General features: G+C 68.7%; 24 protein-coding genes and 1 pseudogene. 13 read left to right on the forward strand and 12 right to left on the reverse strand.

All coding sequences use genetic code 11. The features are described 5' to 3' along the window. Nucleotides 1-175: 175 nt before the first annotated feature. From FHW85_RS05185 to FHW85_RS05230, 10 genes and pseudogenes are all read right to left on the reverse strand, one after another. A pseudogene (locus FHW85_RS05185) lies at nucleotides 176-2,350 on the reverse strand (DNA internalization-related competence protein ComEC/Rec2); the annotation flags it as partial. Between the two features lie 100 nt (nucleotides 2,351-2,450). After that, on the reverse strand, nucleotides 2,451-3,158 hold the full coding sequence (lolD, locus tag FHW85_RS05190) for a lipoprotein-releasing ABC transporter ATP-binding protein LolD (RefSeq protein WP_168647574.1): 708 nt from the start codon (nucleotides 3,156-3,158) through the stop codon (nucleotides 2,451-2,453). Then, a complete protein-coding gene (locus FHW85_RS05195; protein ID WP_168647575.1) occupies nucleotides 3,151-4,395 on the reverse strand; it encodes a lipoprotein-releasing ABC transporter permease subunit in 1,245 nt (414 codons plus the stop codon). The genes lolD and FHW85_RS05195 overlap by 8 nt, the downstream gene beginning before the upstream one ends. Nucleotides 4,396-4,535: 140 nt before the next feature. Then, entirely contained in the window at nucleotides 4,536-4,997 is a 462-nt protein-coding gene (locus FHW85_RS05200) for a protein YgfX (RefSeq protein WP_343203672.1), read from the reverse strand. After that, nucleotides 4,930-5,178, reverse strand: a complete 249-nt coding sequence (locus tag FHW85_RS05205) for a succinate dehydrogenase assembly factor 2 (RefSeq protein WP_168647710.1) — start codon at nucleotides 5,176-5,178, stop codon at nucleotides 4,930-4,932. The genes FHW85_RS05200 and FHW85_RS05205 overlap by 68 nt, the downstream gene beginning before the upstream one ends. 79 nt (nucleotides 5,179-5,257) lie before the next feature. Next, entirely contained in the window at nucleotides 5,258-6,043 is a 786-nt protein-coding gene (locus FHW85_RS05210) for a succinate dehydrogenase iron-sulfur subunit (protein ID WP_167257571.1), read from the reverse strand. Nucleotides 6,044-6,134: 91 nt separating this feature from the next. Next, a complete protein-coding gene (gene sdhA, locus FHW85_RS05215; RefSeq protein WP_167257570.1) occupies nucleotides 6,135-7,922 on the reverse strand; it encodes a succinate dehydrogenase flavoprotein subunit in 1,788 nt (595 codons plus the stop codon). A gap of 5 nt (nucleotides 7,923-7,927) precedes the next feature. Beyond that, nucleotides 7,928-8,329: a succinate dehydrogenase, hydrophobic membrane anchor protein gene (gene sdhD / locus FHW85_RS05220; protein WP_167257569.1), complete on the reverse strand. Its 402-nt coding sequence runs from the start codon at nucleotides 8,327-8,329 to the stop codon at nucleotides 7,928-7,930. Continuing rightward, on the reverse strand, nucleotides 8,326-8,718 hold the full coding sequence (gene sdhC / locus FHW85_RS05225; protein ID WP_167257568.1) for a succinate dehydrogenase, cytochrome b556 subunit: 393 nt from the start codon (nucleotides 8,716-8,718) through the stop codon (nucleotides 8,326-8,328). Before sdhC ends, sdhD begins: the two co-directional genes overlap by 4 nt. A gap of 83 nt (nucleotides 8,719-8,801) precedes the next feature. After that, the gene (locus tag FHW85_RS05230; RefSeq protein ID WP_168647577.1) at nucleotides 8,802-8,984 is read right to left on the reverse strand and encodes a DUF1674 domain-containing protein; all 183 of its coding nucleotides are present in this window, start codon (nucleotides 8,982-8,984) and stop codon (nucleotides 8,802-8,804) included. Nucleotides 8,985-9,115: 131 nt separating this feature from the next. On the opposite strand from FHW85_RS05230, the gene FHW85_RS05235 reads away from it, so the two are divergent. Together FHW85_RS05235 and FHW85_RS05240 are read left to right on the forward strand one after the other, a co-directional pair. Then, a complete protein-coding gene (locus FHW85_RS05235; RefSeq protein ID WP_168647578.1) occupies nucleotides 9,116-9,913 on the forward strand; it encodes a folate-binding protein YgfZ in 798 nt (265 codons plus the stop codon). 454 nt (nucleotides 9,914-10,367) lie between these two features. Next, nucleotides 10,368-10,802 carry a cell wall hydrolase gene (locus tag FHW85_RS05240; RefSeq protein WP_243868201.1) on the forward strand — a complete coding sequence of 145 codons (435 nt, stop codon included), beginning with the start codon at nucleotides 10,368-10,370 and terminating at the stop codon, nucleotides 10,800-10,802. Nucleotides 10,803-10,877: 75 nt separating this feature from the next. Here FHW85_RS05240 and FHW85_RS05245 read toward each other — a convergent pair whose 3' ends face one another. Together FHW85_RS05245 and FHW85_RS05250 are read right to left on the reverse strand one after the other, a co-directional pair. Further along, the gene (locus FHW85_RS05245) at nucleotides 10,878-11,366 is read right to left on the reverse strand and encodes a glycine zipper 2TM domain-containing protein (RefSeq protein WP_167257565.1); all 489 of its coding nucleotides are present in this window, start codon (nucleotides 11,364-11,366) and stop codon (nucleotides 10,878-10,880) included. Between the two features lie 27 nt (nucleotides 11,367-11,393). Beyond that, complete coding sequence (locus FHW85_RS05250) at nucleotides 11,394-11,981, reverse strand: glycine zipper 2TM domain-containing protein (protein ID WP_167257564.1); 588 nt, start codon at nucleotides 11,979-11,981, stop codon at nucleotides 11,394-11,396. Between the two features lie 139 nt (nucleotides 11,982-12,120). Here FHW85_RS05250 and FHW85_RS05255 point away from each other — a divergent pair, with 139 nt between their 5' ends. From FHW85_RS05255 to ccmB, 11 genes are all read left to right on the forward strand, one after another. Continuing rightward, nucleotides 12,121-12,885 carry a TatD family hydrolase gene (locus FHW85_RS05255; RefSeq protein WP_168647711.1) on the forward strand — a complete coding sequence of 255 codons (765 nt, stop codon included), beginning with the start codon at nucleotides 12,121-12,123 and terminating at the stop codon, nucleotides 12,883-12,885. 68 nt (nucleotides 12,886-12,953) lie between these two features. Continuing rightward, nucleotides 12,954-13,481 (forward strand): MarR family transcriptional regulator, encoded by a 528-nt coding sequence (locus tag FHW85_RS05260; RefSeq protein WP_243868200.1) that lies wholly within the window; start codon nucleotides 12,954-12,956, stop codon nucleotides 13,479-13,481. Next, a complete protein-coding gene (locus FHW85_RS05265; protein WP_168647579.1) occupies nucleotides 13,478-14,983 on the forward strand; it encodes an efflux transporter outer membrane subunit in 1,506 nt (501 codons plus the stop codon). The genes FHW85_RS05260 and FHW85_RS05265 overlap by 4 nt, the downstream gene beginning before the upstream one ends. Further along, nucleotides 14,970-16,175 (forward strand): efflux RND transporter periplasmic adaptor subunit, encoded by a 1,206-nt coding sequence (locus FHW85_RS05270; protein ID WP_168647580.1) that lies wholly within the window; start codon nucleotides 14,970-14,972, stop codon nucleotides 16,173-16,175. The genes FHW85_RS05265 and FHW85_RS05270 overlap by 14 nt, the downstream gene beginning before the upstream one ends. 13 nt (nucleotides 16,176-16,188) lie before the next feature. After that, the gene (locus tag FHW85_RS05275; protein WP_168647581.1) at nucleotides 16,189-17,742 is read left to right on the forward strand and encodes a DHA2 family efflux MFS transporter permease subunit; all 1,554 of its coding nucleotides are present in this window, start codon (nucleotides 16,189-16,191) and stop codon (nucleotides 17,740-17,742) included. Between the two features lie 133 nt (nucleotides 17,743-17,875). After that, nucleotides 17,876-18,361, forward strand: a complete 486-nt coding sequence (gene phaR / locus FHW85_RS05280) for a polyhydroxyalkanoate synthesis repressor PhaR (RefSeq protein WP_167257560.1) — start codon at nucleotides 17,876-17,878, stop codon at nucleotides 18,359-18,361. Between the two features lie 109 nt (nucleotides 18,362-18,470). After that, complete coding sequence (phbB, locus tag FHW85_RS05285) at nucleotides 18,471-19,214, forward strand: acetoacetyl-CoA reductase (protein ID WP_167257559.1); 744 nt, start codon at nucleotides 18,471-18,473, stop codon at nucleotides 19,212-19,214. 44 nt (nucleotides 19,215-19,258) lie between these two features. Beyond that, nucleotides 19,259-20,671: an NAD(P)/FAD-dependent oxidoreductase gene (locus FHW85_RS05290; protein ID WP_167257558.1), complete on the forward strand. Its 1,413-nt coding sequence runs from the start codon at nucleotides 19,259-19,261 to the stop codon at nucleotides 20,669-20,671. Then, the gene (locus FHW85_RS05295) at nucleotides 20,664-21,107 is read left to right on the forward strand and encodes a DUF3293 domain-containing protein (RefSeq protein WP_168647582.1); all 444 of its coding nucleotides are present in this window, start codon (nucleotides 20,664-20,666) and stop codon (nucleotides 21,105-21,107) included. The genes FHW85_RS05290 and FHW85_RS05295 overlap by 8 nt, the downstream gene beginning before the upstream one ends. After that, on the forward strand, nucleotides 21,104-21,739 hold the full coding sequence (gene ccmA / locus FHW85_RS05300; RefSeq protein ID WP_168647583.1) for a cytochrome c biogenesis heme-transporting ATPase CcmA: 636 nt from the start codon (nucleotides 21,104-21,106) through the stop codon (nucleotides 21,737-21,739). Before FHW85_RS05295 ends, ccmA begins: the two co-directional genes overlap by 4 nt. Beyond that, a complete protein-coding gene (gene ccmB / locus FHW85_RS05305; RefSeq protein WP_167257555.1) occupies nucleotides 21,736-22,422 on the forward strand; it encodes a heme exporter protein CcmB in 687 nt (228 codons plus the stop codon). The genes ccmA and ccmB overlap by 4 nt, the downstream gene beginning before the upstream one ends.

The following is a 22,422-nucleotide window of genomic DNA, read 5'->3' on the forward strand; positions in this document are numbered from 1 at the left end:
CGGCCTGGAAACCGGCGCATGCAGGGGCTTGCTCGCGCCAGTAGCGGGCGCGGTGGCGGCGCCATGCGCGGACCACGCGAGGTGCCCCGCCAGCCGGAAAATCCACCTCGATCGCCCCCTGCTCCGCGGTGTTCAGCAGGGGCACCCCGGACGCGGCATAGCGCTGCGCCACCAGCGGATGCGGATGGCCGAAGCGGTTGCGCCAGCCGGCCGAGACCAGGGCCAGCACCGGCGCCAGTCCGCGGACCAGGGCCGGCCCGGACGAGGTGCGGCTGCCGTGGTGCGGCACCTGCAGCACCAGCGGCGGGCCGGATCCCACGGTTACGGGCAGGCCGCGTTCCGCCGGCAGGCCGATATCGCCGGTGAGCAGCAGGCGGCCGCCCGTGCCTTCCGCCAGCAACACGCAGGAGCGGTCGTTGCCGCGTGCTCCGGCGGCGCCGATGGCCGGACCGAGCATGCGGAAGCGCACGCCGTCCCAGTCCCAGGCTTGTCCTTCCGCACAGGCGGCCGCGGGCACCGGCGTGCGCTGCGGTTCGCCGGCCAGCCGCGCGGCTTCCGGATGCGCCTTGGCCACCGCGGGTGCGCCGCCGGCGTGGTCGTTGTCGGCATGGCTGACCACCAGCAGGTCCAGCCGCGCGATGCCCAGCGCGCGCAGCGAAGGCAGCACCGCGGCTTCGCCAAGGTCGAACTCGGAAGGAAAGCGCGCGCCGGCATCGAATACCAGGGCGTGCTGCCGTGTGCGCAGCACCACTGCCAGCCCCTGCCCCACGTCCAGCATCCACACGCGGAATGCGCCCTCCGGCGGACGCTCCACCGCCGGCCACAACAGCGGCAGGAACAGCAGCGCACCCAGCCAGCGCATCGGCGTGCCGCGCGGCAACAGCATCCAGCCGGCGCCGAGCAGCGCCAGGCCCAGCGCCCATGGCTGCACCGCGGGCACGTAGAGATGCGCGCCGGGCCAGCCGGCGACGCGCTCAAACATCCACCACTGCGCCGCGCACAGCCATCCGGCCGGCACCAGCACCGGCCCCGCCAGCGGCGGCGCCAGCACCAGCAATACGGTGCCGAGCAGGGTCAGCGGCACGATCAGGAAACTCACCAGCGGCACCGCGACCAGGTTGGACAGCGCGCCGACCAGCGACGTCTCGCCGAAGAACCACAAGGTAAGCGGCAGCAGCGCCACCGCCATCACCGCCTGCGCCAGCGTCACTTCGCGCACCAGGCCGCGCCAGCCTTCCTCGCGCGCGACCAGGCTGTACATTAGGAACGCGACGCCCGCAAACGACAGCCAGAAGCCGGCGCTCAACACCGACAGCGGATCGACCGCGAGCATCGCGAACAAGGCCAGCGCCAGCGACTGCGCAGGCGACACATGGCGGCGCGAACAGCGCGCCAGCGCCACCACCGCAATCATCAGCAAAGTACGCACCGTGGGCAGGCCGAACCCGGCCAGCGCGCTGTAGAGCGCGGCGAACCCCAGCGCGGCCATCGCCTGCATCTGCCGCCGCGGCAGGCGCAGTCCGAAGCCGGGCCACAGGATATAGATCACCCGCACCAGCCCGACGCCGGCCACCGCCGCCACGCCGACATGAAAGCCCGAAATCGCGATCAGATGCGAAGCGCCATTGGCGCGCGCCACTTCCCAGTCGCGTTGGCTCAGGCCGCGCGTATCGCCCACGGCGAAGGCACGCAGCAAGGCGGCGGCGCGGACATCCGCGACACGCTGCGCGATACCGTTGGCGATCGCCGCACGCCAGCCATCGATGCACCACGGCGTGCCCAGGCTTTCATTGGACGGACCATCGCGCACGTAACCCGTGGCGACGATGCCACGCTCCAGCGCACCGCGTTCGCCATCGGCGCCGCCCGGGTTGACCAGCCCGCGCGGCCGCTTGAGCCGCAACACCAGCCGCCAGCGCGTGCAAGGAACGATGGCGGGAATCGCCGTACGAGCGGTGGCGTACCACGCGATCCGCACCATGCCATTCAGTGCGACGGGCTCACCGCTAACCGACGCCTGCTCCACTTTCAGCAGGAACCGCGTCGCCTCCTCCCGTACCTGCGGCAAGCCGGCCACCGTGCCGACCACGACCAGATCGCGCCCTTCCAGCTCAAGTGGCAGCCGCGACTCCATCGCGCGCGCACCGCACCACGCGGCCCAGGCGGCGCCCATCATCACAAAGGAAACGACACGCGCCCGCGGCGAATACCACGCGAGCCAGACCATCAGGACCAGCAGCGCCGCCGCCCAGCCTTTGGGCGGCAGCACCGGCATCCACTGCACCGCCAGCACGCCGGCAAGAAACGCCGGCGCCAGCAGGATCGCTCCGTACTCGCGCACCGCCATCATCCATCCGTGGGAGATGGCTCAAGCTAACGCGATGGCGTCCGCAATAAGTACGAAAACGCTGTAGGCATCGGCCGACGCGTCATGTCGGCCAAGTACGGCTTCAGTGCGCGGGACGTTCCCGCAATACGCCGTTATGCAACTCCAGCATGCGATCCATCCGCGCCGCCAGGCGGGTGTCGTGCGTGACCAGCACGAAGCTGGTGCCGATCTCGCGATTGAGCTCCAGCATCAGCTCGTAGACGTGCTCGGCATTGCCCTCATCCAGGTTGCCGGTGGGCTCGTCGCCCAGCACGCAGGCCGGACGCGTCACCAGCGCGCGCGCCACCGCGCAGCGCTGGCGCTCGCCGCCGGAAAGCTCGGCCGGCTTGTGCGCCACGCGCTGGCCCAGGCCCACGCGTTCGAGCAGGTCCGAGGCGCGCTTCTGCGCTTCCGGAATCGACACGCCGCGGATCAGCAGCGGCATGCACACGTTTTCCAGCGCGGTGAATTCCGGCAGCAGGTGGTGGAACTGGTAGATGAAACCCAGCGAGCGGTTGCGCACGCGGCCGCGTTCGGCGTCGGACAGCGAGGACAGCAACTGCCCTTCCACCTCGACCTCGCCCTTGGTCAGCGTGTCCAGGCCGCCGAGGATATGCAGCAAGGTGCTCTTGCCGGAGCCGGACGCGCCGACGATGGACAGCGTCTCGCCGCGCTTCAGCGCGAAGCTCACGTCGCTGAGCACGTCGGTGTGCAGGCCGCCTTCCTCGTAGGTCTTGGCGATGTGGCTGGCGCGCAGCACGATGGCATTTTCGGTCATGGGCTTATTCATAGCGCAGCGCCTGCGCCGGCTGCGTGCGGGAAGCGCGCCACGCGGGGTACAGCGTGGCGAGCAGCGAGAACAGGAAGGTCACCAGCGCCACCTTAGCCACGTCGTCCATCTGCAGCTTGCTGGGCAGCTCGCTGATGTAATAGACGTCCGGCGACAGGAAAGTGGTGTGGAAGGTGCGCTCGATCCACTTGACGATCTGCGGCAGCCGCCACGACAGCAGCGAACCCAGCGTGACGCCGAAGCCGATGCCGACGAAGCCCACCAGCACGCCCTGCACCATGAACATGCCCATGATGCTGCGCGGGGTGGAGCCGAGCGTACGCAGGATGGCGATGTCGGCCTGCTTGTCGGTGACCAGCATCATCAGCATCGAGATCAGGTTGATCACCGCCACCAGGATGATCAGCGAGAGGATGATGAACATCACCTTCTTCTCCATCGAGATGGCCGAGAAGAAGTTGGCATGGCTGTCCATCCAGGTATCCATGCGGTAGACCTGGCCCAGGTTGTTGGCCAGCTCCTTCGCCACCGGCCGCGCATTGAACATGTCGTCCAGGCGCAGGCGGATGCCGGTGGGGCCGTCGATGCTGTTGAGGCGCTCGGCGTCCTGCATGCTGACCAGGGCCAGGTTGGAGTCGAACTCCTGCATGCCCAGCTCGAAGATGCCAGCGACGGTGAAGCTGCGCAGGCGCGGCACGCTGCCCATCGGCGTGGCGCGGAATTCCGGCACGGCCATGGTGACGTGGTCGCCCATCGCCACGCCCAGGGTCATGGCCAGCTCGCGGCCCAGCACGATGTTCCACTTGCCCGGCTGCAGTGCGTCCAGCTTGCCGTCGATCATGTGCTTGTCGATGTCGGAGACCTTCGGCTCCTGCGCCGGGTCGATGCCGCGCACCAGCGCGCCGCTGGAGCGGCGCGCCTGCAGGAAGGCCTGCGCCTCCACATAGGGCGCGGCGCCGCGCACGTGCGGGTTGGCCTCGGCGATCTGGATCGCGCGCTCCCAGTTCTGCACGCTCTCGCCAGCCAGGCCCGACACGGTGGCGTGCGAGATGGCGCCGAGGATGCGCGTGCGCAGCTCGTTGTCGAAGCCGTTCATCACCGACATCACCGTGATCAGCGCGGTGACGCTGATGGCGATGCAGACGATGGAGACAGTCGAGATGAACGAGATGAACTGATTGCGTCGCTTGGCACGCGTGTAGCGCAGGCCGATGAAAAGCTCTAGCGGTCGGAACATGGACGGGTCGCTCGTGGGATTCGGTGGGCTGGCCGCCCGGCATCGCGGAGGACGCCCCAGGATGCTGCCTTCGGTCAGCGGGATCAGACCGCGACGCCGCGGCAGAGTGCCCCAAGCCTTGCGGTTCGGCAAGCCGCCGCTCAGCGGCCCGGCATGGCGGCGGCCAGGCGCATGCGCAGGCGGCGGCGCAGGTCCTCGTCGCTGTTGTCGGGCGCCAGCAGCAGGTTCACCGCCCGGCCCGACGAAGACCGCAGGCACAGCCACACGCAGCCACCCAGCAGGCGGGACGAGCGCAGCGTGGCCGCGGTGTCGGCGGAGTGCGCATCGCGCAGCGTCCAGCTGCCGTCCGCGGCCCAGCCCGCCGCCGTCACGGCCGGATGCCGCCGATGGCGCCGTTCGACGACCAACAAGGCTGCCAGCGCGCAACTCACCATCAACCTGCCCCACCACGGCATGCCGCACAGCCACACCGCGGCGGCCGCCAGCAGCGCCATGCCAACGCAGCTTCGCGCGGCCATGCGCGATGGCGCGTACTCAAAGCCGATGGCGGGCGCGGATGTCATCGATGATCGCCTGCCAGTCCGCGCGCGGCGGCTGCGCATGGCCCATGACCCAGTCCCACAGGTCCGGGTCCTGCACGTCGAGCAGTTCGTCGAAGGCCGCTCGCGTGGCTTCGTCGGCCTGGGCGAAGCGCTCGTCCAGCCAGCCGCCGAACAAGGCGTCGAGCTCGCGGGTGCCGCGGCGGGTGCGCCAGCGCAGGCGCTTGATGCGGGCTTCGTCCATGGCGGTGCTCATGAGCTGGTGGCTGAAACGACATGGCCCGCGGCAAGCCGCGGGCCATGGGAGGGGACGGAAGCCGCCGTCAGGGTGCGCGGCGCTCCACGATCAGCTTCTTGATCTCCGCGATCGCCTTGGCCGGGTTCAGGCCCTTCGGGCAGGTGCGCGCGCAGTTCATGATCGTGTGGCAGCGGTACAGCTTGAACGGGTCTTCCAGGTCGTCCAGGCGGGCGCCGGTGTCCTCGTCGCGCGAGTCGACGATCCAGCGGTAGGCCTGCAGCAGGATGGCCGGGCCCAGGTACTTGTCGCCGTTCCACCAGTAGCTCGGGCAGCTGGTCGAGCAGCAGGCGCACAGGATGCACTCGTACAGGCCGTCGAGCTTCTTGCGGTCTTCCGGCGACTGCAGGCGCTCCTTGTCGGCCGGCGCCGGGCTCTGCGTGCGCAGCCAGGGCTTGATCGAGGCGAACTGGGCGTAGAAGTGCGTGAGGTCCGGCACCAGGTCCTTCACCACCGGCATGTGCGGCAGCGGGTAGATCTTGACGTCGCCGGAGGCGCAGTCGCTGATCGCCTTGGTGCAGGCCAGGGTGTTGGTGCCGTCGATGTTCATCGCGCACGAGCCGCAGATGCCTTCGCGGCAGGAGCGGCGCAGGGTGAGCGTCGGATCGATCTCGTTCTTGATCTTCAGCAGCGCGTCCAGAACCATCGGGCCGCACGCGGCCAGGTCCACCTCGTAGGTGTCGATGCGCGGGTTCTGGCCGTCTTCCGGCGTCCAGCGATAGATGCGGAAGGTGCGGGGCTTCTTCGCGTCCTTGGCCGGGTAGTGCTTGCCCGGCTGGACCTTGGAATTCTTGGGTAGAGAGAACTCTGCCATGTTTGCCTCTCGGTATCGTGTTGTCCTCAGGCGCCCGTCTGGCGAGCGCCGGTACAACGTCAGCAGAACCTCAGTGGTTCCGGGCTCAAATTCAGTAAACGCGCTTCTTCGGCGGGACCACTTCGACGTCCGAGGTCATGGTGTACATGTGCACCGGACGGAAATCGAAGTTCGCCTTGCCCTTGTCGTCCACCGACACCAGGGTGTGCTTCTGCCAGTTGACGTCGTCGCGGTCCGGGAAGTCCTCGCGGGCATGCGCGCCGCGGCTTTCCGGACGCTGCTCGGCCGAGTACATGGTGGCCACGGCCTGGCCCAGCAGGTTGGACAGCTCCAGCGTCTCGATCAGGTCGGAGTTCCACACCAGCGAGCGGTCGCTGACGCCGACGTCCTTGAAGGAGTCGTACACCTTCGAGATCTTCTCGCAGCCTTCCTTCAGCGACTCGCCGGTGCGGAACACCGCGGCGTCGCTCTGCATGGTGCGCTGCATTTCGGCGCGGATCTTCGCCGTGGGCAGGCTGCCCTTGGCGTAGCGCAGGCCGTCGAAGCGGCCCAGCGCCTGGTCCAGCGCGCTGGCGGGAAGATCCTTGTGCGGCGCGCCCGGCTTGACGATCTCGGCGCAGCGGTGCGCCACCGCGCGGCCGAACACCACCAGGTCGAGCAGCGAGTTGGAACCCAGGCGGTTGGCGCCGTGCACCGACACGCAGGCAGCCTCGCCGATGGCGAACAGGCCCGGCACCACCGCGTCGACGTTGTCGCCGCGCTTCTGCACCACTTCGCCGTGGTAGTTGGTGGGGATGCCGCCCATGTTGTAGTGCACGGTCGGGATGACCGGGATCGGCTCCTTGGTCACGTCCACGCCGGCGAAGATGCGCGCCGACTCGGCGATGCCCGGCAGGCGCTCGTGGATGACGCCGGCGCCCAGGTGCATCAGGTTGATGTGGATGTGGTCCTTGTGCTCGCCGACGCCGCGGCCTTCGCGGATTTCCATGGTCATGGCGCGGCTGACCACGTCGCGCGAGGCCAGGTCCTTCGCGTTCGGCGCGTAGCGCTCCATGAAGCGCTCGCCATTGGAGTTGGTGAGATAGCCACCCTCGCCGCGCACGCCCTCGGTGATCAGGCAGCCGGAGCCGTAGATGCCGGTGGGATGGAACTGCACGAACTCCATGTCCTGCAGCGCCAGGCCGGCGCGCAGCACCATGCCGCCGCCGTCGCCGGTGCAGGTATGCGCCGAGGTGGCGCTGAAGTAGGCGCGGCCGTAGCCGCCGGTGGCCAGCACCACGGCGTGGCCGCGGAACACGTGCAGGGTGCCTTCGTTCATGTCCAGCGCGAGCACGCCGCGGCACACGCCTTCTTCGTCGAAGATCAGGTCGGTGGCGAAGTACTCGATGAAGAAGGTGGCGTCATGCGCCAGCGCCTGCTGGTACAGCGTGTGCAGGATAGCGTGGCCGGTACGGTCGGCCGCGGCGCAGGTGCGCTGCGCGGTGCCCTTGCCGTAGTGGGTGGTCATGCCGCCGAACGGGCGCTGGTAGATCTTGCCCTCTTCCGTGCGGGAGAACGGCACGCCGTAGTGTTCCAGCTCGATGATCGAGGGAATGGCCTCGCGGCACATGTACTCGATGGCGTCCTGGTCGCCCAGCCAGTCCGAACCCTTGATGGTGTCGTAGAAGTGGAAGCGCCAGTCGTCCTCGCCCATGTTGCCGAGCGCGGCGGAGATGCCGCCCTGCGCGGCCACGGTGTGCGAGCGGGTCGGGAACACCTTGGTGATGCAGGCGGCCTTGAGCCCCTTCTCGGCCAGGCCGAACGTGGCACGCAGGCCCGCGCCGCCGGCGCCGACCACGATCACGTCGTACTTATGCTGTTGAACCTTGTAGGCTTCCATCGAACTCACACTCCCAGAGCCACGCGCACCACGGCCAGCACGCAGGCCAGCGCGCCCAGCACGGCGACGAACTTGATCAACACCAGCGACACCACTTCGAGCCAGCGGGTGTGCACGTAGTCCTCCAGCACCACCTGCAGGCCGAGCACGGCGTGCCAGAACGCGGTGACGGTGAAGGCGATCAGCAGCAGCGCATTCCACGGCCTGGCCACGGCGGCCCTGGCGGTGGCGTAGTCGGCGTGCAGCGAGCACAGCACGAAGGCCACGAACCAGATGCCGAGGAAGATCAGGCCGGCGGCGGTGAGGCGCTGGGTCCACCAGTGGCCCACGCCCGACTGGGCCGAACCCAGGCCGCGCGCGCGCTTGAGCGGATTGCGCAGGTCCTTGCTGTTGGCGTTGGCGCTCATGCGGCACCTCCGGCCAGCACATAGGCCCAGACCAGGACGGTGAGCACCAGGCTGCCGATCACCGACAGCCAGCTCGAACGCACGAACTGGGCGATGGCGTAGCCGGCGCCGGCGTCCTGCACCAGGTGGCGGATGCCGTTGCACAGGTGGAAGAACAGCGCCCAGCTCCAGCCGAACAGCAGCACCAGCCCGATCGGGCTGCCGATGCAGGTCTTGAACTGGTTGTAGCTGGCTTCGCCGCCGGCCAGGGCGAGCAGGCCCCACATGATCAGCAAGGTGCCGACCGCCAGGGCGATGCCGGTGGCGCGGTGCACGATGGAGGTCACCATCTGCACTTGCCACTTATAGATCTGAAGGTGCGGAGAGAGCGGTCGTCGCGTGTCTGCCATGGCGGCTATCCTGTGTGGAATCGCTTATGTCCGTACGCCGTCCCATGGCCACCATGCCGACGCGTCACGCGCCGGCGCGGCGGTCAGAAGTCGATGCAGCGCCCGTTCTTTTCCCAGTCGCCGTAGCGGGTGGGATCGGGTGCCGGCCGCTCCGCCGGAACCTTGCCCTGCTCCTTGCCGTCGGGCACGGAGTAGTTCTCCGCCGGAGCGGAAGCGGGCTTGGATTCGGCCGAATCAGATTCGGGATGGGAGGATGTGTCGGACATGGGTTCAGTAAGCCGGCAAAGGTTAATACTTGCGTTAAAACGGCACAACCTTGACGACTGCGCCCCGGCTTGACCAACGAGTTGGCCCGCACGCCTTGCGGATGCTCCCGCCCGCCCCCATCCGTCCCGCCATGCCCGTGACATTCCAAGCCGAAACCCTGCTCCTCGAAGGCGACGACGCCATCGCATTCGCCCAAGCCCAGTTCAGCGGCAACGCCGCCGCGCTCGCCGTCGGACGCTGGCAGTTCAGCGCCTGGCTGGATGCCCAGGGGCGCGTGCGCGCGCTGTTCCATCTGGCGCGCGTGAGCGAGAAAAGCCTGCTGCTGCTGTTGCGCGGCGGATGCGCCGAACCGTTCGCCGATGCGCTGCGGCGATTCGTGTTTCGTTCCAAGGTGAAGTTGCAGGCCTTACCTGTGCGTGCACTTGGCACAAGTGCCGCGATGGAGTCGCACACGGTCGAACAACGCGGCGATGCCGTCGTACTCGGCTGCGGCATGCACAGCATCACGATCGGCGCGCGGCAGGACGATGCATGGCGCGCCGAACAGATTCATCTCGGTTGGCCGTGGCTGCCCGATGCGGCGCTCGATGCACTGCTGCCGCCCGCGTTGTCGCTGGAACGATTGCAGGCCGTCGCCTTCGACAAAGGCTGCTATCCGGGCCAGGAAATCGCCGCGCGCCTGCATTTTCGCGGTGGCCACAAGCGGCATATGCATTGCGTCGTATTGTCGCAAGCGCTGCCGCCGGGCACGGTGCTGCGCGACGAACAGAGCGATGCCGCGCAGCTGCTAGATGTCGTTGCGACGGACAACGCAAACGTGGCGCTCGCCGTCATCAACGATGCACTCGCCGAGCAAGGAAAATCTCACGCGCTGAGATGGAACGAAGACATCATCGACATCGAATTGCGCGAACGCTGGCCCGCATGATGCGAACAGGTTCGCTGATGTATCAGCGATGTTCTTGCGATTGTGAGCACAACGTGAACCCGTCGAGCCCGGCACTTGCCATGAACAAAACCTGCCACTAGGCTCCGCCGGTCACATTCGACGGACATCCCTTTGACGGATGTCCCATACGCGACGAACCGGAGGGGTCCGGATCGCGGCGCGACCCGGCCGATAAGGCCGGAGGAACAACCGCCAGACGGCGGCACAAGTTGCAGGCCACCGGATATCGAAAGAGTCCGCGAGCGCCAAGGCAGCAGTAGCGAGCGGCATCGGATTCAGCCGCTCACCGCCACATTCCGTGGCAAACCGCAGCGGCCACAAGTTTCGGCCGGCGCGTGTTCAATCCAGATGGAACGGCCTGCCCGCCCGTCCATCGCAACGGCGTTCCTGTCCAGCAGCACCGGACCGGCGCGTACAGCACGTTGGAGGCAGAATGAAACTTTCCATGCTGTTGTGGCTTGCGTCCGTGCTGCCCCAACCCCTCGCCGACCAGACCTGCCTGGCGACGACGGTGTATCTCGAAGCCCGCAGCGAGTCGACCATCGGCCAGTTCGCCGTGGCCGAAGTAGCGCTCCGCCGCCGCGACCGCGGCACCTGGGGCAAGAACGTGTGCGAAGTGGTCAATGCGCCACGGCAGTTCGCCACCACCACCACGGCCAGCACGTTCGAAGTGACCGATCTCAATGCCTGGGGCAAGGCGTGGAAGATCGCCGGCGATTCCATCGTCAACTGGAATCTGCCGATGGGCGAGCGGATGGTCTACGTTCCGCATGCCGACCATTTCGCCACCACCGCGGTGGCGCCGGCATGGAGCACCAGCCGGGTGGTACGCAAGATCGGCGACCACGCGTTCTACGCCGTCAACTGAAACCGCAACCCAAGCAATAAAAAAGGCCCTCAAATTCGAGGGCCTTTTTCGTTTGGACGTCCAGACGTCTATACGTCAGCGGCGGTACACGCGGTTGTTGCGGATTTCCACGTAGTCGCCCTGGCGGATCTGCGGGTCGTCGGCCTGGGTCACCGTGGCATAGCGGCCGTCGTCGAGGCGGATCGAAACCTGGAAGGCCTGATCCGGACCGCCGTTGCGCTTGCCCACTTCGTTGCCGACGGCGCCGCCGGCCACCGCGCCGACCACGGTCGCGGCGGTGCGGCCATTGCCCTTGCCCACGGTGTTGCCGAGCAGGCCACCGGCGACCGCGCCGATGACCATGCCCAGCGGCGAGGCCTGCTTGTCCACGTTCACCACGCGCACGTCCTCGACCGTGCCGCACTGGTCGCAACGGCTGGAGCGATAGCCCCCGTCGTTGTAGCCGCCGCCGTTGCCGCCGTAATAGCCGCCGGAACGCGGTGGCGGCGTGGCGCAGGCCGCCAGCAGGGCGAAGCAGCCGGCAAGAGCCGCCGTGGCGAGGCGTTTGCTGAGCGTCGTGTTCATGGCGAGGTCCTCCTCAAGAAAGCAAGATCAATGAGCGGCGTCGGAGACGGCGACCACACCTTCCTGCACCTGCACGCGGTCGCCCGGATCGTGGTCCATGCGGATCGTGCGGGTCACGCCGTTGTACTCGTAGGCCACGTCGTAGCCGATGATCTTGTCGCCGCCCTTGCCGGCCACGGTGGTGCAGCGGCGCTGCGTGCTGGAGACGGTGTTGTTCTCCTGGCGGTTCTTCTGGATCTCGTGACCGGCATAGCCGCCGCCGATCGCGCCGGCCACCGTCGCCAGCGTGCGGCCCTTGCCGCCGCCGACCTGGTTGCCGAGCAGGCCGCCGGCCACGGCGCCGATGGCGGTGCCGGCGATCTGGTGCTGATCCTTGACCGGCGCGCGCTGCGTGACCACTTCATCGTGGCAGACCTGCTGCGGCGCGCTGGCCTGGTCGCGCACCGGCGTGACGCTGACCACACGGGCGTACTTGGGACCCGCGGCCGCCGACTGCGACGCCGCCGTGCCACCCACGCCGCCATCGGCGTTCGCGTCGCGGTTACAGGCCGTGAGGCCCACCGCGAGCACGGCACCGAGCCCCAGATTAAGCGCGGAAATGACGAACCTGCTCATAATGCTCTCCTGGATGGATCACTGGCGCACCCCGCGCCATTCAAGGCGATCCGTAGTGAAATCATTGAACCCTCGGTCAACTGAATGTTGGCTAGACCGAGCCGCCCTATCCTAGCCCCGTTGGCCATCCATTCCTGTGATCGATCTAACCGATAGCCACGCACACCTGGACGACGGCAGTTTCGACCCGGATCGCGCCGAGGTGATGCAGCGCGCCGCCGAGGCGGGCGTGCGCCGCGTCGTCGTGCCCGCCATCCATCGCGATTCCTGGGCCGGCATCGAGCGGCTGTGCCGCGACTACCCGCAGGCCCTGCCCGCCTATGGGCTGCACCCGATCTATCTGGAACAGCACCGGCCCGAACATGTCGCCGAGCTGACGCGCTGGCTGAAGGATCACCCCGCCGTGGCCGTCGGCGAGATCGGCCTGGACTATTTCCTGGAAGAACTCGACCGCGAACGGCAGCGCGATTACTTCGAACAGCAGCTGCACGTGGCGCGCGAATTCGACCTGCCGGTGATCGTGCATGCCCGCCGCGCGATGGACGAAGTCACTTCCACGCTGCGCCGTATCGGCGGCCTGCGCGGCGTGGTGCACAGCTTTGCCGGCAGCGAGCAACAAGCCGAACAGCTGTGGCGGCTGGGCTTTTGCCTGGGCATCGGCGGCCCGGTGACCTACGAACGCGCGCAGCGCCTGCGCCGCATCGTCGCGAGCATGCCGATCGAATACCTGCTGCTGGAAACCGACGCACCCGACCAGCCCGGCGCCGGCCACCGCGGGCAGCGCAACGAGCCCGCGCACCTGGTGGAAGTGCTACGCGTGGTCGCCGAACTGCGCGGCGACAGCGCGGAAAACATCGCGGCCGCCACCAGCGCCAACGCCGCGACTTTGTTCCGCCGCGACTGAGCCCACTTGCGGCCCGTCGCCGACCGCTGCTAGCCTAATAGTTCATTGAAGTAATATTTCCTGGTGAAATGTTCGGACTACTGGACCGCATCGACCGCATGAACGCCGGCATCCACCATGCCAGCGAAAGCGTGCCCGGCCTGCCCGTGCACGAGGCCGTGCTGCTGCGCATGCTGCTGATGACCGGCAATGCGGTGGTCGAGGAAATCGAACGCATCCTCAAGCCGCACGGCCTGAGCGACAGCGATTTCCGCACGCTGATGATGGTCTACACCGCACCGGGCGGCAGCACCTCGCCCAGCGAGCTGTGCGGCTTCGCGCAGCAGAGCCCGACCAATATGACGCGCATCACCAACGTGCTGGTGAAGCAGGGTTTCGTCACCCGCGCCGCCAGCGACGAAGACCGCCGCCGCGTCGAACTGAGCATCACGCCGGAAGGCCGGCGCTTCGTGCGCAAGCTGCTGCCCACGCTTTTCCCGCGCATTCACGGCGCTTTCGCCAGCCTCAGCGCCACCGAGCAGAAGACCCTCGAACAGCTTCTGCGCAAGGTGGCCGCCAATATCGATCAACTCATCGGATCGGATTCCCATCCATGATCGCCATTCCTCCCAAGCGCCCGTTCTTCCGCCCGCGCACCGCCCTGGTCGCCGCCGTCGTGGTTGCCCTCGCCGGTTGCGCGATTCCTGCCAAGGTGCAGCACCCGGCATTGCGCGACGAAGTGCCGCTGGCCGGCCTGGAAGCACCCGCCCGCGCCGGCTGGCCGGAAACCGACTGGTGGCGCCAGTACCAGGACCCGCAGCTGGACGACCTGATCGAGCGCGCCATGCGCGGCTCGCCCGACCTGGCCCAGGCGCAGTCGCGCCTGGAGTCGGCGCAGCAGTCGATCCGCATCGCCGCCGCGCAGGCCGGGCTCAGCGTCAACGGCAGCGCGCAGGTCATGCGCCAACGCATGAGCGAGAACGGGCTGATTCCGTCCAAGTTCCTCGGCTTCACCTGGTACAACCAGGGCGACCTGGGCGTGCAGGCGCAGTACGACTTCGACTGGTGGGGCAAGCGCCGCGCGCAGATCGATTCCGCCGTCGACCAGGCCCGCGCCGCCGCAGCGCAGCGCAGCGCCGCGGCGCTGTCGATCCAGAACGCGGTGGCCGACACCTACTTCGGCTGGCTCGCCGACGAGGCGCGCATCGAGGTGGCGCGCAAGCAGGTCGACACGCAGAACCAGTACGTGCGCGTCGAGGATCTTCGCGTGCGCCAGGGCGTGGACCTGCCCGACGACGCGCAGAAGGCGCGCATCCAGCAGGCTTCCGCGCGCGAGCTGCTGGTGGCGCTGGAAAGCTCGGCGAAGATCCGCCAGACCGCGCTGGCCAGCCTGCTCGGCGTCGCCCCGGCGGAGCTGCCGGCACTGACGCCGCGCGCCCTGCCGGCAATCGACGGCGGCCTGCCCGCCAACGTCGGCATGGACCTGATCGCGCGCCGCCCCGACATCGCCGCCAGCCGCTGGCAGGTCGAGGCCGCGCTGAAGCAGACCGACGCGGCGCGCGCCGAGTTCTTCCCCGACATCAGCCTGTCGGCGATGGCGGGACTCTCCAGCATCGACCTCGACAAGATGTTCAACGCCTCCAGCCGCGTGTTCTCGCTGACGCCCGCGCTGCACCTGCCGATCTTCAACAGCGGCCTGCTGCAGGCGAATTTCCGCGCCAGCAAGGCCCAGCTCGATGCCGCGGTGGCGCAGTACAACAGCACCGTGCTGGCGGCCGCGCGCGACGTCTCGCTGCAGAGCCTGACCGCCCAGCAGCTGGTCGCGCGGCGCAAGGAACAGGCGGCGCAGATCGCCGCCAACGAAACCCTGCTGGCCAGCGCGCAGGCGCGTGCACGCCAGGGCGTGCGCGACGTGCGCGAATCGCTGGGCGCACAGGGCCAGCTGCTGCAGACGCGCGACGACGCGCTGAGCCTGCAGGCGCAGGCGCTGTCCACCGACCTGTCGCTGATCAAGGCCCTGGGCGGCGGCTACCGCGTCGCCGCCGAGCCCGCCTCCGCTTCTTCCACTTCATCCCCATCGACCGCTATCGCCGGAGACGCCGATCATGAGCGCCACTGATTCCGCCGCCACGCAGAAAGACGCCAACGACAGCGGGCTGGCCGCGAAGGACCCGCCGAAGCGGCGCCGCGCACTGCTGATCGTGCTGCTGGTGTTCGTGGTGCTGGGGCTGGGCTGGTTCTTGCTGTGGCTGCTGGTGCTGTCCAAGCGCGAGACCACCGACAACGCCTATGTGGGCGGCAACCAGGTGGCGATCTCCGCCCAGGTGCCCGGCACCGTGGTGGCGATCCTCGCCGACGACACCCAGCGCGTCGAAGCCGGCCAGGTGCTGGTGCGCCTGGACAGCACCGACGCCGACGTGCGCCTGCGCCAGGCCAGCAGCGCGCTGGCCCAGGCGGTGCGCCAGGTGCGCCAGCAGACCGACTCGGCCACCAGCGCCGACGCCGCCGTGGCCGCGCGCCGGGTGGATCTGAAAAAGGCCCAGGCCGACCTGCAGCGCCATCTGCCGCTGCTGGCCGAGCACGCCGAAGCGCCCGAAGTGGTGCAGCACCTGCGCGACGGCGTGGAGCAGGCGCAGACCGCGCTCGACGCCGCCGTGGCCCAGGCCAGCGCCTCGCACGCGGCCATCGAAGGCACCGAGATCGCGCAGAACCCGGCGGTCGAACAGGCGCGCGCCAACTTCCGCGCCGCCTGGGTGGCCTCGCAGCGCAATGCGATCTTCGCGCCGGTGTCCGGCTACGTCGCCCAGCGCAGCGTGCAGGTGGGCAACAGCGTGCAGCCGGGCCAGCAGCTGATGACCGTGGTGCCGCTGCACGACCTGTGGATCGACGCCAACTTCAAGGAAAGCCAGCTGCGCCACATCCATATCGGCCAGAACGCGCACTTCTCCGCAGACGTCTACGGCGGCAGCGTGGAATTCCACGGCAAGGTGGTCGGTCTGGGCGCGGGCACCGGCAGCGTGTTCTCGCTGCTGCCGGCGCAGAACGCCACCGGCAACTGGATCAAGGTGGTGCAGCGCGTGCCGGTGCGCATCGCCATCGACAACCAGGACCTGGACAAGCATCCGCTGCGCATCGGCCTGTCCACCGAAGTGACGGTGGACATCACCGACGACCGCGGCCCCGTGCTGGCGGCCTCGCCGGTGCAGACGCCGACCGCCGAAACCAAGGTCTACGACCAGATGGCCAACCAGGCCGATGCGGAAGCCGAGAAGATCATCGGCGCCAACCTCAGCCGCGGCGCGAGCCGCTGAGCCCTGACCAGCCATGGCCGCCACGCCAAACGACGCCGCTCCGCTGAAACCCCTGCAGGGCGGCGCGCTCGTCCTGCTGACCATCGCCGTCGCGTTCAGCACCTTCATGGAGGTGCTGGACATGACCATCGTCAACGTCGCGGTGCCGCACATCGCCGGCAGCCTCGGCGTGAGCTCCAGCGAAGGCACCTGGACGATCAGCTCCTACGCGCTGGCCAGCGCGATCATGCAGCCGCTCACCGGCTGGCTGGCGCGGCGCTTCGGCGAAGTGAAGACCTTTATCGCCTCGGTCGGCCTGTTCGTGGTGTTCTCGATGCTGTGCGGCCTGGCCACCAGCATGCCGATGCTGGTGATCGCGCGCCTGCTGCAGGGCGCCGGCTCCGGCCCGATGGTGGCGCTGTCGCTGACCCTGCTGCTGTCCAGCTATCCGAAGGCCAAGCAAGGCATCGCGCTGGCGATGTGGGCGATGACCGTGGTGGTGGCGCCGATCTTCGGCCCCATCCTGGGCGGCTGGCTGACCGACAATTTCTCCTGGCCGTGGATCTTCTACATCAACGTGCCGGTGGGCGCGCTGGCGGCGGTGATCACCTGGGCCCTGCTGCGCAAGCGCGAGACCAAGACCTTCAAGACCCCGATCGACCTGGTCGGCCTGGTGCTGCTGGTGGTGGGCGTGGGCTGCCTGCAGTTCATGCTGGACAACGGCAACGACAACGACTGGTTCTCCTCCACCCTGATCACCGTGCTGGGCATCACCGCCCTGGTCTGCATCGTGTTCCTGATCGTGTGGGAGATGCACGCCAGGCATCCGGTGGTGGACCTGTCGCTGTTCAAGCGGCGCAACTTCACCGTGGGCGTGGTCGCGCTGTCGCTGGGCATGATGGCGTTCTTCGGCATCAACGTGGTGTTCCCGCTGTGGCTGCAGACCACGCTGGGCTACACGGCGACGTGGGCGGGCCTGGCCACCGCGCCGGTGGGCATCCTGGCGTTCCTGATGTCGCCGGTGATCGGCGCCAACATCAACCGCATGGATTTGCGCATGGTGGTGACGGCGGCGTTCCTGATCTTCGCCGGCACCTCGTGGTGGTTTTCCACCTTCGACAGCTCCGCCTCGTTCGCCACCCTGGTGCTGCCGCGCTTCGTGATGGGCGCGGGCATCGCCTGCTTCTTCATTCCGCTCAACCAGATCTACCTGGCCGGCCTGCCGGGCGACCAGATCGCCAGCGCCTCGGGCCTGGCCAATTTCTGCCGCACCATGGGTTCGAGCGTGTCGACCGCGGTGACGGTGACGATCTGGCAGCACCGTGGCGAATTCCACCACGCCATCCTCACCGAGAACGTATCGCCGGCCCATCCGGCCGCCACGCACTATCTGCAGGGACTGGCCCAGGGCGGTCTCTCAGGCACGCGCGGGCTGGGCGTGGTCGACCAGGTGCTGACGCGCGAAGCGCTGACCCTGGCGGTGAACGACGTGTTCTGGCTGTGCGCGCTGCTGTTCCTGGCGCTGATCCCGATGATCTGGTTCGCCAGGCCGCCGTTCGGCAGCGCGGGCGGTGCGGCAGGCCACTAGCAGACCATTGATTGAGCACTAGCAGACCACTGCCCGGGCAAGATCGATCCAAATTTGCTGCACCGGAAAAGTGCAGCAAAACCGTGCCGGGCGCGACTGGTGCGGCGCAATACGTTCTGGTAGTTTCCGCCGCATGGCACAAACGATCCGCATCATCAAGAAGTATCCGAACCGTCGCTTGTACGACACGGAGATCTCCAGCTACATCACGCTGGAAGAAGTCCGTCAGCTCGTCCTCGACGGCGAAACCTTCGAAGTCCGCGACGCCAAATCCGGCGAGGACCTGACCCGCTCCGTGCTGCTGCAGATCATTTCCGAGCACGAGGAAAAGGGCCAGCCGATGCTCTCGCCGCAGCTGCTGAGCCAGATCATCCGGTTCTACGGCGATTCGCTGCAGGGCTTCATGGGTCCTTATCTGGAGCGCAGCCTGCAGGTCTTCCTCGACCAGCAGCAGCAGTTCCGCAACCAGCTCAACAGCCTGCTGGGCCAGACGCCCTGGTCGATGCTCAACGACCTCACCCAGCGCAACATGGATGCATGGAAGTCCATGCAGAGCGGCCTGCTCGACGCCGCCAGCCAGGCTTCCAACCCGGCCAAGCCCGGCCCCGGCAAGAAGTAAGTCACGCCCCTCTCCCGCGCCGGCGCCCCGCTGGCGCCGGCGCTTCTCCTTGCAACAGCCGCTGCGGCACAGCACGTGCTGCCGTGCGGCATGATCGAGTGAGCGCCACATGACTCGTATCGCCATCGTTACAGGCGGCATCGGCGGCCTGGGCACCGAAATCTGCCGCCAGCTGGCCCTGGCCGGCCGCCAGGTGATCGCCGCCGACCTGCCCGCCCGCGCCGAACGCGTGGAGGCCTTCCAGGCCGAACTGGCCGACCTCGACGGCGCCATCCGCTTCGAGCCGGTGGACGTCAGCGACTTCGCCAGCTGCAACGAGCTGATCCAGCGCGTCGAAGCCGCCCACGGCAGCGTGGACGTGCTGGTCAACGCCGCCGGCATCACCCGCGACACCACGCTGCGCAAGATGGATCCGCAGCAATGGCACGAGCTGATGCGGGTGAACCTCGACGGCGTCTTCAACATGTGCCGCAACGTGGTCGAAGGCATGAGCGCGCGCGGCTTCGGCCGCATCGTCAACCTCAGTTCGGTGAACGGCCAGACCGGCCAGTTCGGCCAGACCAACTACGCCGCGGCCAAGGCCGGCGTGCATGGCTTCGGCATGGCGCTGGCGCGCGAGACGGCGCGCAAGGGCGTTACCGTCAATACGGTGTCGCCAGGCTATTGCGATACGCCGCTGGTGGCCAAGGTGCCGGCCGAGATCCGCGCGCAGATCATCGAAGACATCCCGGTGGGCCGGCTCGGCTCGCCCGGCGACATCGCCCGCGCGGTGTGCTTCCTCGCCGCGGACGACGCCGGCTACATCACCGGCGCCAACCTGCCGGTCAACGGCGGCTATTTCATGAGCTTCTGAAGCACGCCTGATAAAGTCCCGCGATCCGACCGACGGAACAGCCCATGGCGTCGACGCAGCAGCCTTCCATCACCCTTATCGGCGGCGGCCTGGTGGGCGCCCTGCTCGCCCAGCAGCTGGCCCGCCGCGGTTTTCCGGTCGACGTCTACGAAAAGCGCCCCGATCCGCGCCGCGCGGGTTTCGTCGGCGGGCGCTCGATCAACCTGGCCCTGGCCGAACGCGGCCTGCAGGCGCTGCGCACCGCCGGCCTGGCCGACGACGTGCTGGCGCGCGCGGTGATGATGCGCGGCCGCATGGTGCACACCCGCGATGGCCGCTCCGGCCTGCAGCGCTACGGCGTGGACGACAGCGAGGTGATCTGGTCGGTCTCGCGCGGCGCGCTGAACATGCTGCTGCTGGATGCGGCCGAAGCCGCCGGCGTGCGCTTCCATTTCGGGCAGTCGCTGGTGGCGGCGGATTTCGATGCGCGGCGCGTGCGCCTGGCCGACGAACAGGGCAACGAGCGCAGCATCGACGCCGGCGTGCTGATCGGCGCCGACGGCGCCGGCTCCGCGCTGCGCGCCGCGATGCATGCGTACCGCCCGCTGGGCGAGCGCGTCGAACCGCTGGGCCACGCCTACAAGGAACTGGAGATTCCGCCCGCCGGCCAGCTGCCGGCCAGCCTGCTCGGCGACAGCGGCGGCCACGACCAGTTCGCGCTGGAGCCGCATGCGCTGCATATCTGGCCGCGCGGCGGCTATATGTGCATCGCCCTGCCCAATACCGAGGGCAGCTTCACCGTCACTCTGTTCCTGCCGGCGCAGGGCGCGCATCCGAGCTTCGCCACGGTGGCTGATGCCGGCGCCGCGGAGGCGTTCTTCCGCGACGACTTCCCCGACCTGCTGCCCTTGATCCCCGACTTCGCCGAGGACTACGGCAGCCATCCGGTCGGCACGCTGTCCACGCTGTACCTGGACCGCTGGCATCTCGACGGCCGCGCCCTGCTGATCGGCGACGCCGCGCACGCCATCGTGCCGTTCCACGGCCAGGGCATGAACTGCGGCTTCGAAGACACCGTGGCACTCGCCGCCCTGCTCGCCGAAGCGCCGCACGACGTGGCCGACGCCTTCGCCGAGTTCCAGCGCGTGCGCCAGCCCAATGCCAACGCGATCGCCGCGATGGCGCTGGAGAACTACATCGAGATGCGCGACTCGGTGGCCGACCCGCATTACCTGGCCAAGCGCGAACTCGGCCTGCTGCTGGCCGAGCGCGCGCCGCAGCATTTCATGGCGCGCTACCGCATGGTCACCTTCACCCACCTGCCGTACGCCTACGCCTACGACCGCGGCCGCGCGCAGGACCAATTGCTGCAGCAATTGCTGCGCGGTTCGACCGACCCGCGCAGCGTCGACCTGGACGCCGCCGTCACCGCCCTGCAAGCCACCCTGCCGCCGCTGCCCAGCCTGCGGCATGGATGAGCGGCTGCTCGCCGCCTACCTCGCCACCGATTACCGGGTACGGCTCGCGCGCGGCGGCTGGGCCTCGATCCAGATCGGCGCGCCGCTGCCGGCGGCGCTGGCCGCGCTGACGGGTGTGCGGCCGTGGGGGTTCATCACGGCATGGAATCCCGCCTCGTCGCCGCTGCCGCGCCAGCAGAATCGCCAGGCGCAGCGGGCGTTGCTGGCTGCGCTGCGCGAACTGCCGGACATTGCAGCAATCCTTGCCGGTATCGGTACGGGCGCGGGCTGGCGCGAAGCCAGCCTGTTCGTCAGCGGCCCCGGCGCCGCCGCGCTGGACGCGCTGGCCCATCGCTTCGGCCAGCACGCCTACGTGCACGCCCCGGACGCACGCGCGCCAGCGCGGTTGCGCCGCATGGACAACCTTATCGACGTTTTTGGACAATCACCCGGATGACCGCCCCGCCCGCCCGGCCCGCGCTCCTGCAAGCGAGGGCGCTTGCCTTCCGTCGCCAGGACGAACCCGTGTTCGGCCCGCTGGACTTCAGCGTCGGCGCCGGCGAGATCGCCCTGGTCGAAGGCGACAACGGCAGCGGCAAGACCACCTTGCTGCGCATCCTGGCCGGCCTGCTGCACGTGGACGAAGGCGAGCTGAGCTGGCGCGGCGAGCCCTGGCAGGGCGACGCGCACCTGGGCGACATCCTGTTCCTCGGCCACCACCTGGGCCTGAAGGGCGACCTCAGCCCGCGCGAGAACCTGGCCGTGGCCGCCGGCCTGTACGGCCGCCGCGACGGGCTGGCTCCCGCCGATGCGCTGCGCCAGATCGGCCTGGCCGGCTACGAGGACGAACCGGTGCGCCGCCTCTCCGCCGGCCAGAAGAAACGCGCCGCGCTGGTGCGCCTGCTGCTGCTGCCGGCCACGCTGTGGCTGCTCGACGAGCCCTACGCCAACCTCGACCGCAGCGGCATCGAAATGGTCAACGGCCTGCTCGCGCAGCATGCCGCGCGCGGCGGCGCGGCCCTGGTCACCAGCCATGGCGCGGTGAGCTTCCTGGACGGCGCGCCGCGCCGCATCCGGATGCACGCATGAGCCGCCCGCCGCTCGCCGCCGCCTGCGCCGCCGTGCTGCGCCGCGACCTGGTACTGGCCTGGCGCCGGCGCGGCGATATCGCCATGCCGGTGCTGTACGCGCTGATCGTCGCCACCCTGTTCCCGTTCGCGCTGGGCCCGGAAGAAGCGCTGCTGCAGCGGATCGCCGGCGGCGTGGTGCTGGTCACCGTGCTGCTGGCCATGCTGCTGGCGCTGGATGCGATGTTCCGCGGCGATATCGAAGACGGCTCGCTGGAACAGCTGGTGCTCGCGCCGCAGCCGCTGGCGCTGATGCTGGGCATGAAGATCCTGGCGCACTGGATCACCACCGCCCTGCCGCTGATCGTGATCGCCCCGCTGCTGGCCGGCATGCTGCACCTGCCGGGCGCGGCGATGTCCGTGCTGCTGCTGGCGCTGCTGCTGGCCACGCCGCTGCTCAGCCTGCTCGGCGCCATCCTGGTGGCGCTGACGGCCGGCACACGGCGCTCTGGTATGCTCCTGGCGCTGATGCTGCTGCCGCTTTGCGTGCCGGTGGTCATCTTCGCCGCCGGCGCGGTTTCCGCGGCTCAACAGGGGTTGCCCTGGCTCGCTCCCGTCGCCTGGCTGGGCGCCGCGCTGGCCATGGCCCTGGTGCTCGCGCCGCTGGCCTGCGCCGCCGCCCTACGTATCGCCCTGGATGCCTGA

This window comes from Dyella sp. SG609 (genome assembly GCF_012275375.1).
In the GTDB taxonomy this organism is placed as follows: Bacteria; Pseudomonadota; Gammaproteobacteria; order Xanthomonadales; family Rhodanobacteraceae; genus Dyella_D; species Dyella_D marensis.

Excerpts from the sequence above, each read along its gene's own strand:
- FHW85_RS05290 (WP_167257558.1), top strand. The coding sequence starts at position 19,259 with ATGGCGTCGACGCAGCAGCCTTCCATCACCCTTATCGGCGGCGGCCTG.
- FHW85_RS05195 (WP_168647575.1), bottom strand. The coding sequence starts at position 4,395 with ATGTTCCGACCGCTAGAGCTTTTCATCGGCCTGCGCTACACGCGTGCC.
- sdhA (WP_167257570.1), bottom strand. The coding sequence starts at position 7,922 with ATGGAAGCCTACAAGGTTCAACAGCATAAGTACGACGTGATCGTGGTC.
- FHW85_RS05250 (WP_167257564.1), bottom strand. The coding sequence starts at position 11,981 with ATGAGCAGGTTCGTCATTTCCGCGCTTAATCTGGGGCTCGGTGCCGTG.
- FHW85_RS05200 (WP_343203672.1), bottom strand. The coding sequence starts at position 4,997 with ATGCGCAGCCGCCGCGCGCGGACTGGCAGGCGATCATCGATGACATCC.
- sdhD (WP_167257569.1), bottom strand. The coding sequence starts at position 8,329 with ATGAGCGCCAACGCCAACAGCAAGGACCTGCGCAATCCGCTCAAGCGC.
- lolD (WP_168647574.1), bottom strand. The coding sequence starts at position 3,158 with ATGAATAAGCCCATGACCGAAAATGCCATCGTGCTGCGCGCCAGCCAC.
- FHW85_RS05235 (WP_168647578.1), top strand. The coding sequence starts at position 9,116 with ATGCCCGTGACATTCCAAGCCGAAACCCTGCTCCTCGAAGGCGACGAC.
- FHW85_RS05245 (WP_167257565.1), bottom strand. The coding sequence starts at position 11,366 with ATGAACACGACGCTCAGCAAACGCCTCGCCACGGCGGCTCTTGCCGGC.
- FHW85_RS05275 (WP_168647581.1), top strand. The coding sequence starts at position 16,189 with ATGGCCGCCACGCCAAACGACGCCGCTCCGCTGAAACCCCTGCAGGGC.
- FHW85_RS05270 (WP_168647580.1), top strand. The coding sequence starts at position 14,970 with ATGAGCGCCACTGATTCCGCCGCCACGCAGAAAGACGCCAACGACAGC.
- FHW85_RS05205 (WP_168647710.1), bottom strand. The coding sequence starts at position 5,178 with ATGGACGAAGCCCGCATCAAGCGCCTGCGCTGGCGCACCCGCCGCGGC.
- FHW85_RS05265 (WP_168647579.1), top strand. The coding sequence starts at position 13,478 with ATGATCGCCATTCCTCCCAAGCGCCCGTTCTTCCGCCCGCGCACCGCC.
- FHW85_RS05210 (WP_167257571.1), bottom strand. The coding sequence starts at position 6,043 with ATGGCAGAGTTCTCTCTACCCAAGAATTCCAAGGTCCAGCCGGGCAAG.
- sdhC (WP_167257568.1), bottom strand. The coding sequence starts at position 8,718 with ATGGCAGACACGCGACGACCGCTCTCTCCGCACCTTCAGATCTATAAG.
- FHW85_RS05230 (WP_168647577.1), bottom strand. The coding sequence starts at position 8,984 with ATGTCCGACACATCCTCCCATCCCGAATCTGATTCGGCCGAATCCAAG.
- phbB (WP_167257559.1), top strand. The coding sequence starts at position 18,471 with ATGACTCGTATCGCCATCGTTACAGGCGGCATCGGCGGCCTGGGCACC.
- ccmB (WP_167257555.1), top strand. The coding sequence starts at position 21,736 with ATGAGCCGCCCGCCGCTCGCCGCCGCCTGCGCCGCCGTGCTGCGCCGC.
- FHW85_RS05240 (WP_243868201.1), top strand. The coding sequence starts at position 10,368 with ATGAAACTTTCCATGCTGTTGTGGCTTGCGTCCGTGCTGCCCCAACCC.
- phaR (WP_167257560.1), top strand. The coding sequence starts at position 17,876 with ATGGCACAAACGATCCGCATCATCAAGAAGTATCCGAACCGTCGCTTG.
- FHW85_RS05295 (WP_168647582.1), top strand. The coding sequence starts at position 20,664 with ATGGATGAGCGGCTGCTCGCCGCCTACCTCGCCACCGATTACCGGGTA.
- ccmA (WP_168647583.1), top strand. The coding sequence starts at position 21,104 with ATGACCGCCCCGCCCGCCCGGCCCGCGCTCCTGCAAGCGAGGGCGCTT.
- FHW85_RS05260 (WP_243868200.1), top strand. The coding sequence starts at position 12,954 with ATGTTCGGACTACTGGACCGCATCGACCGCATGAACGCCGGCATCCAC.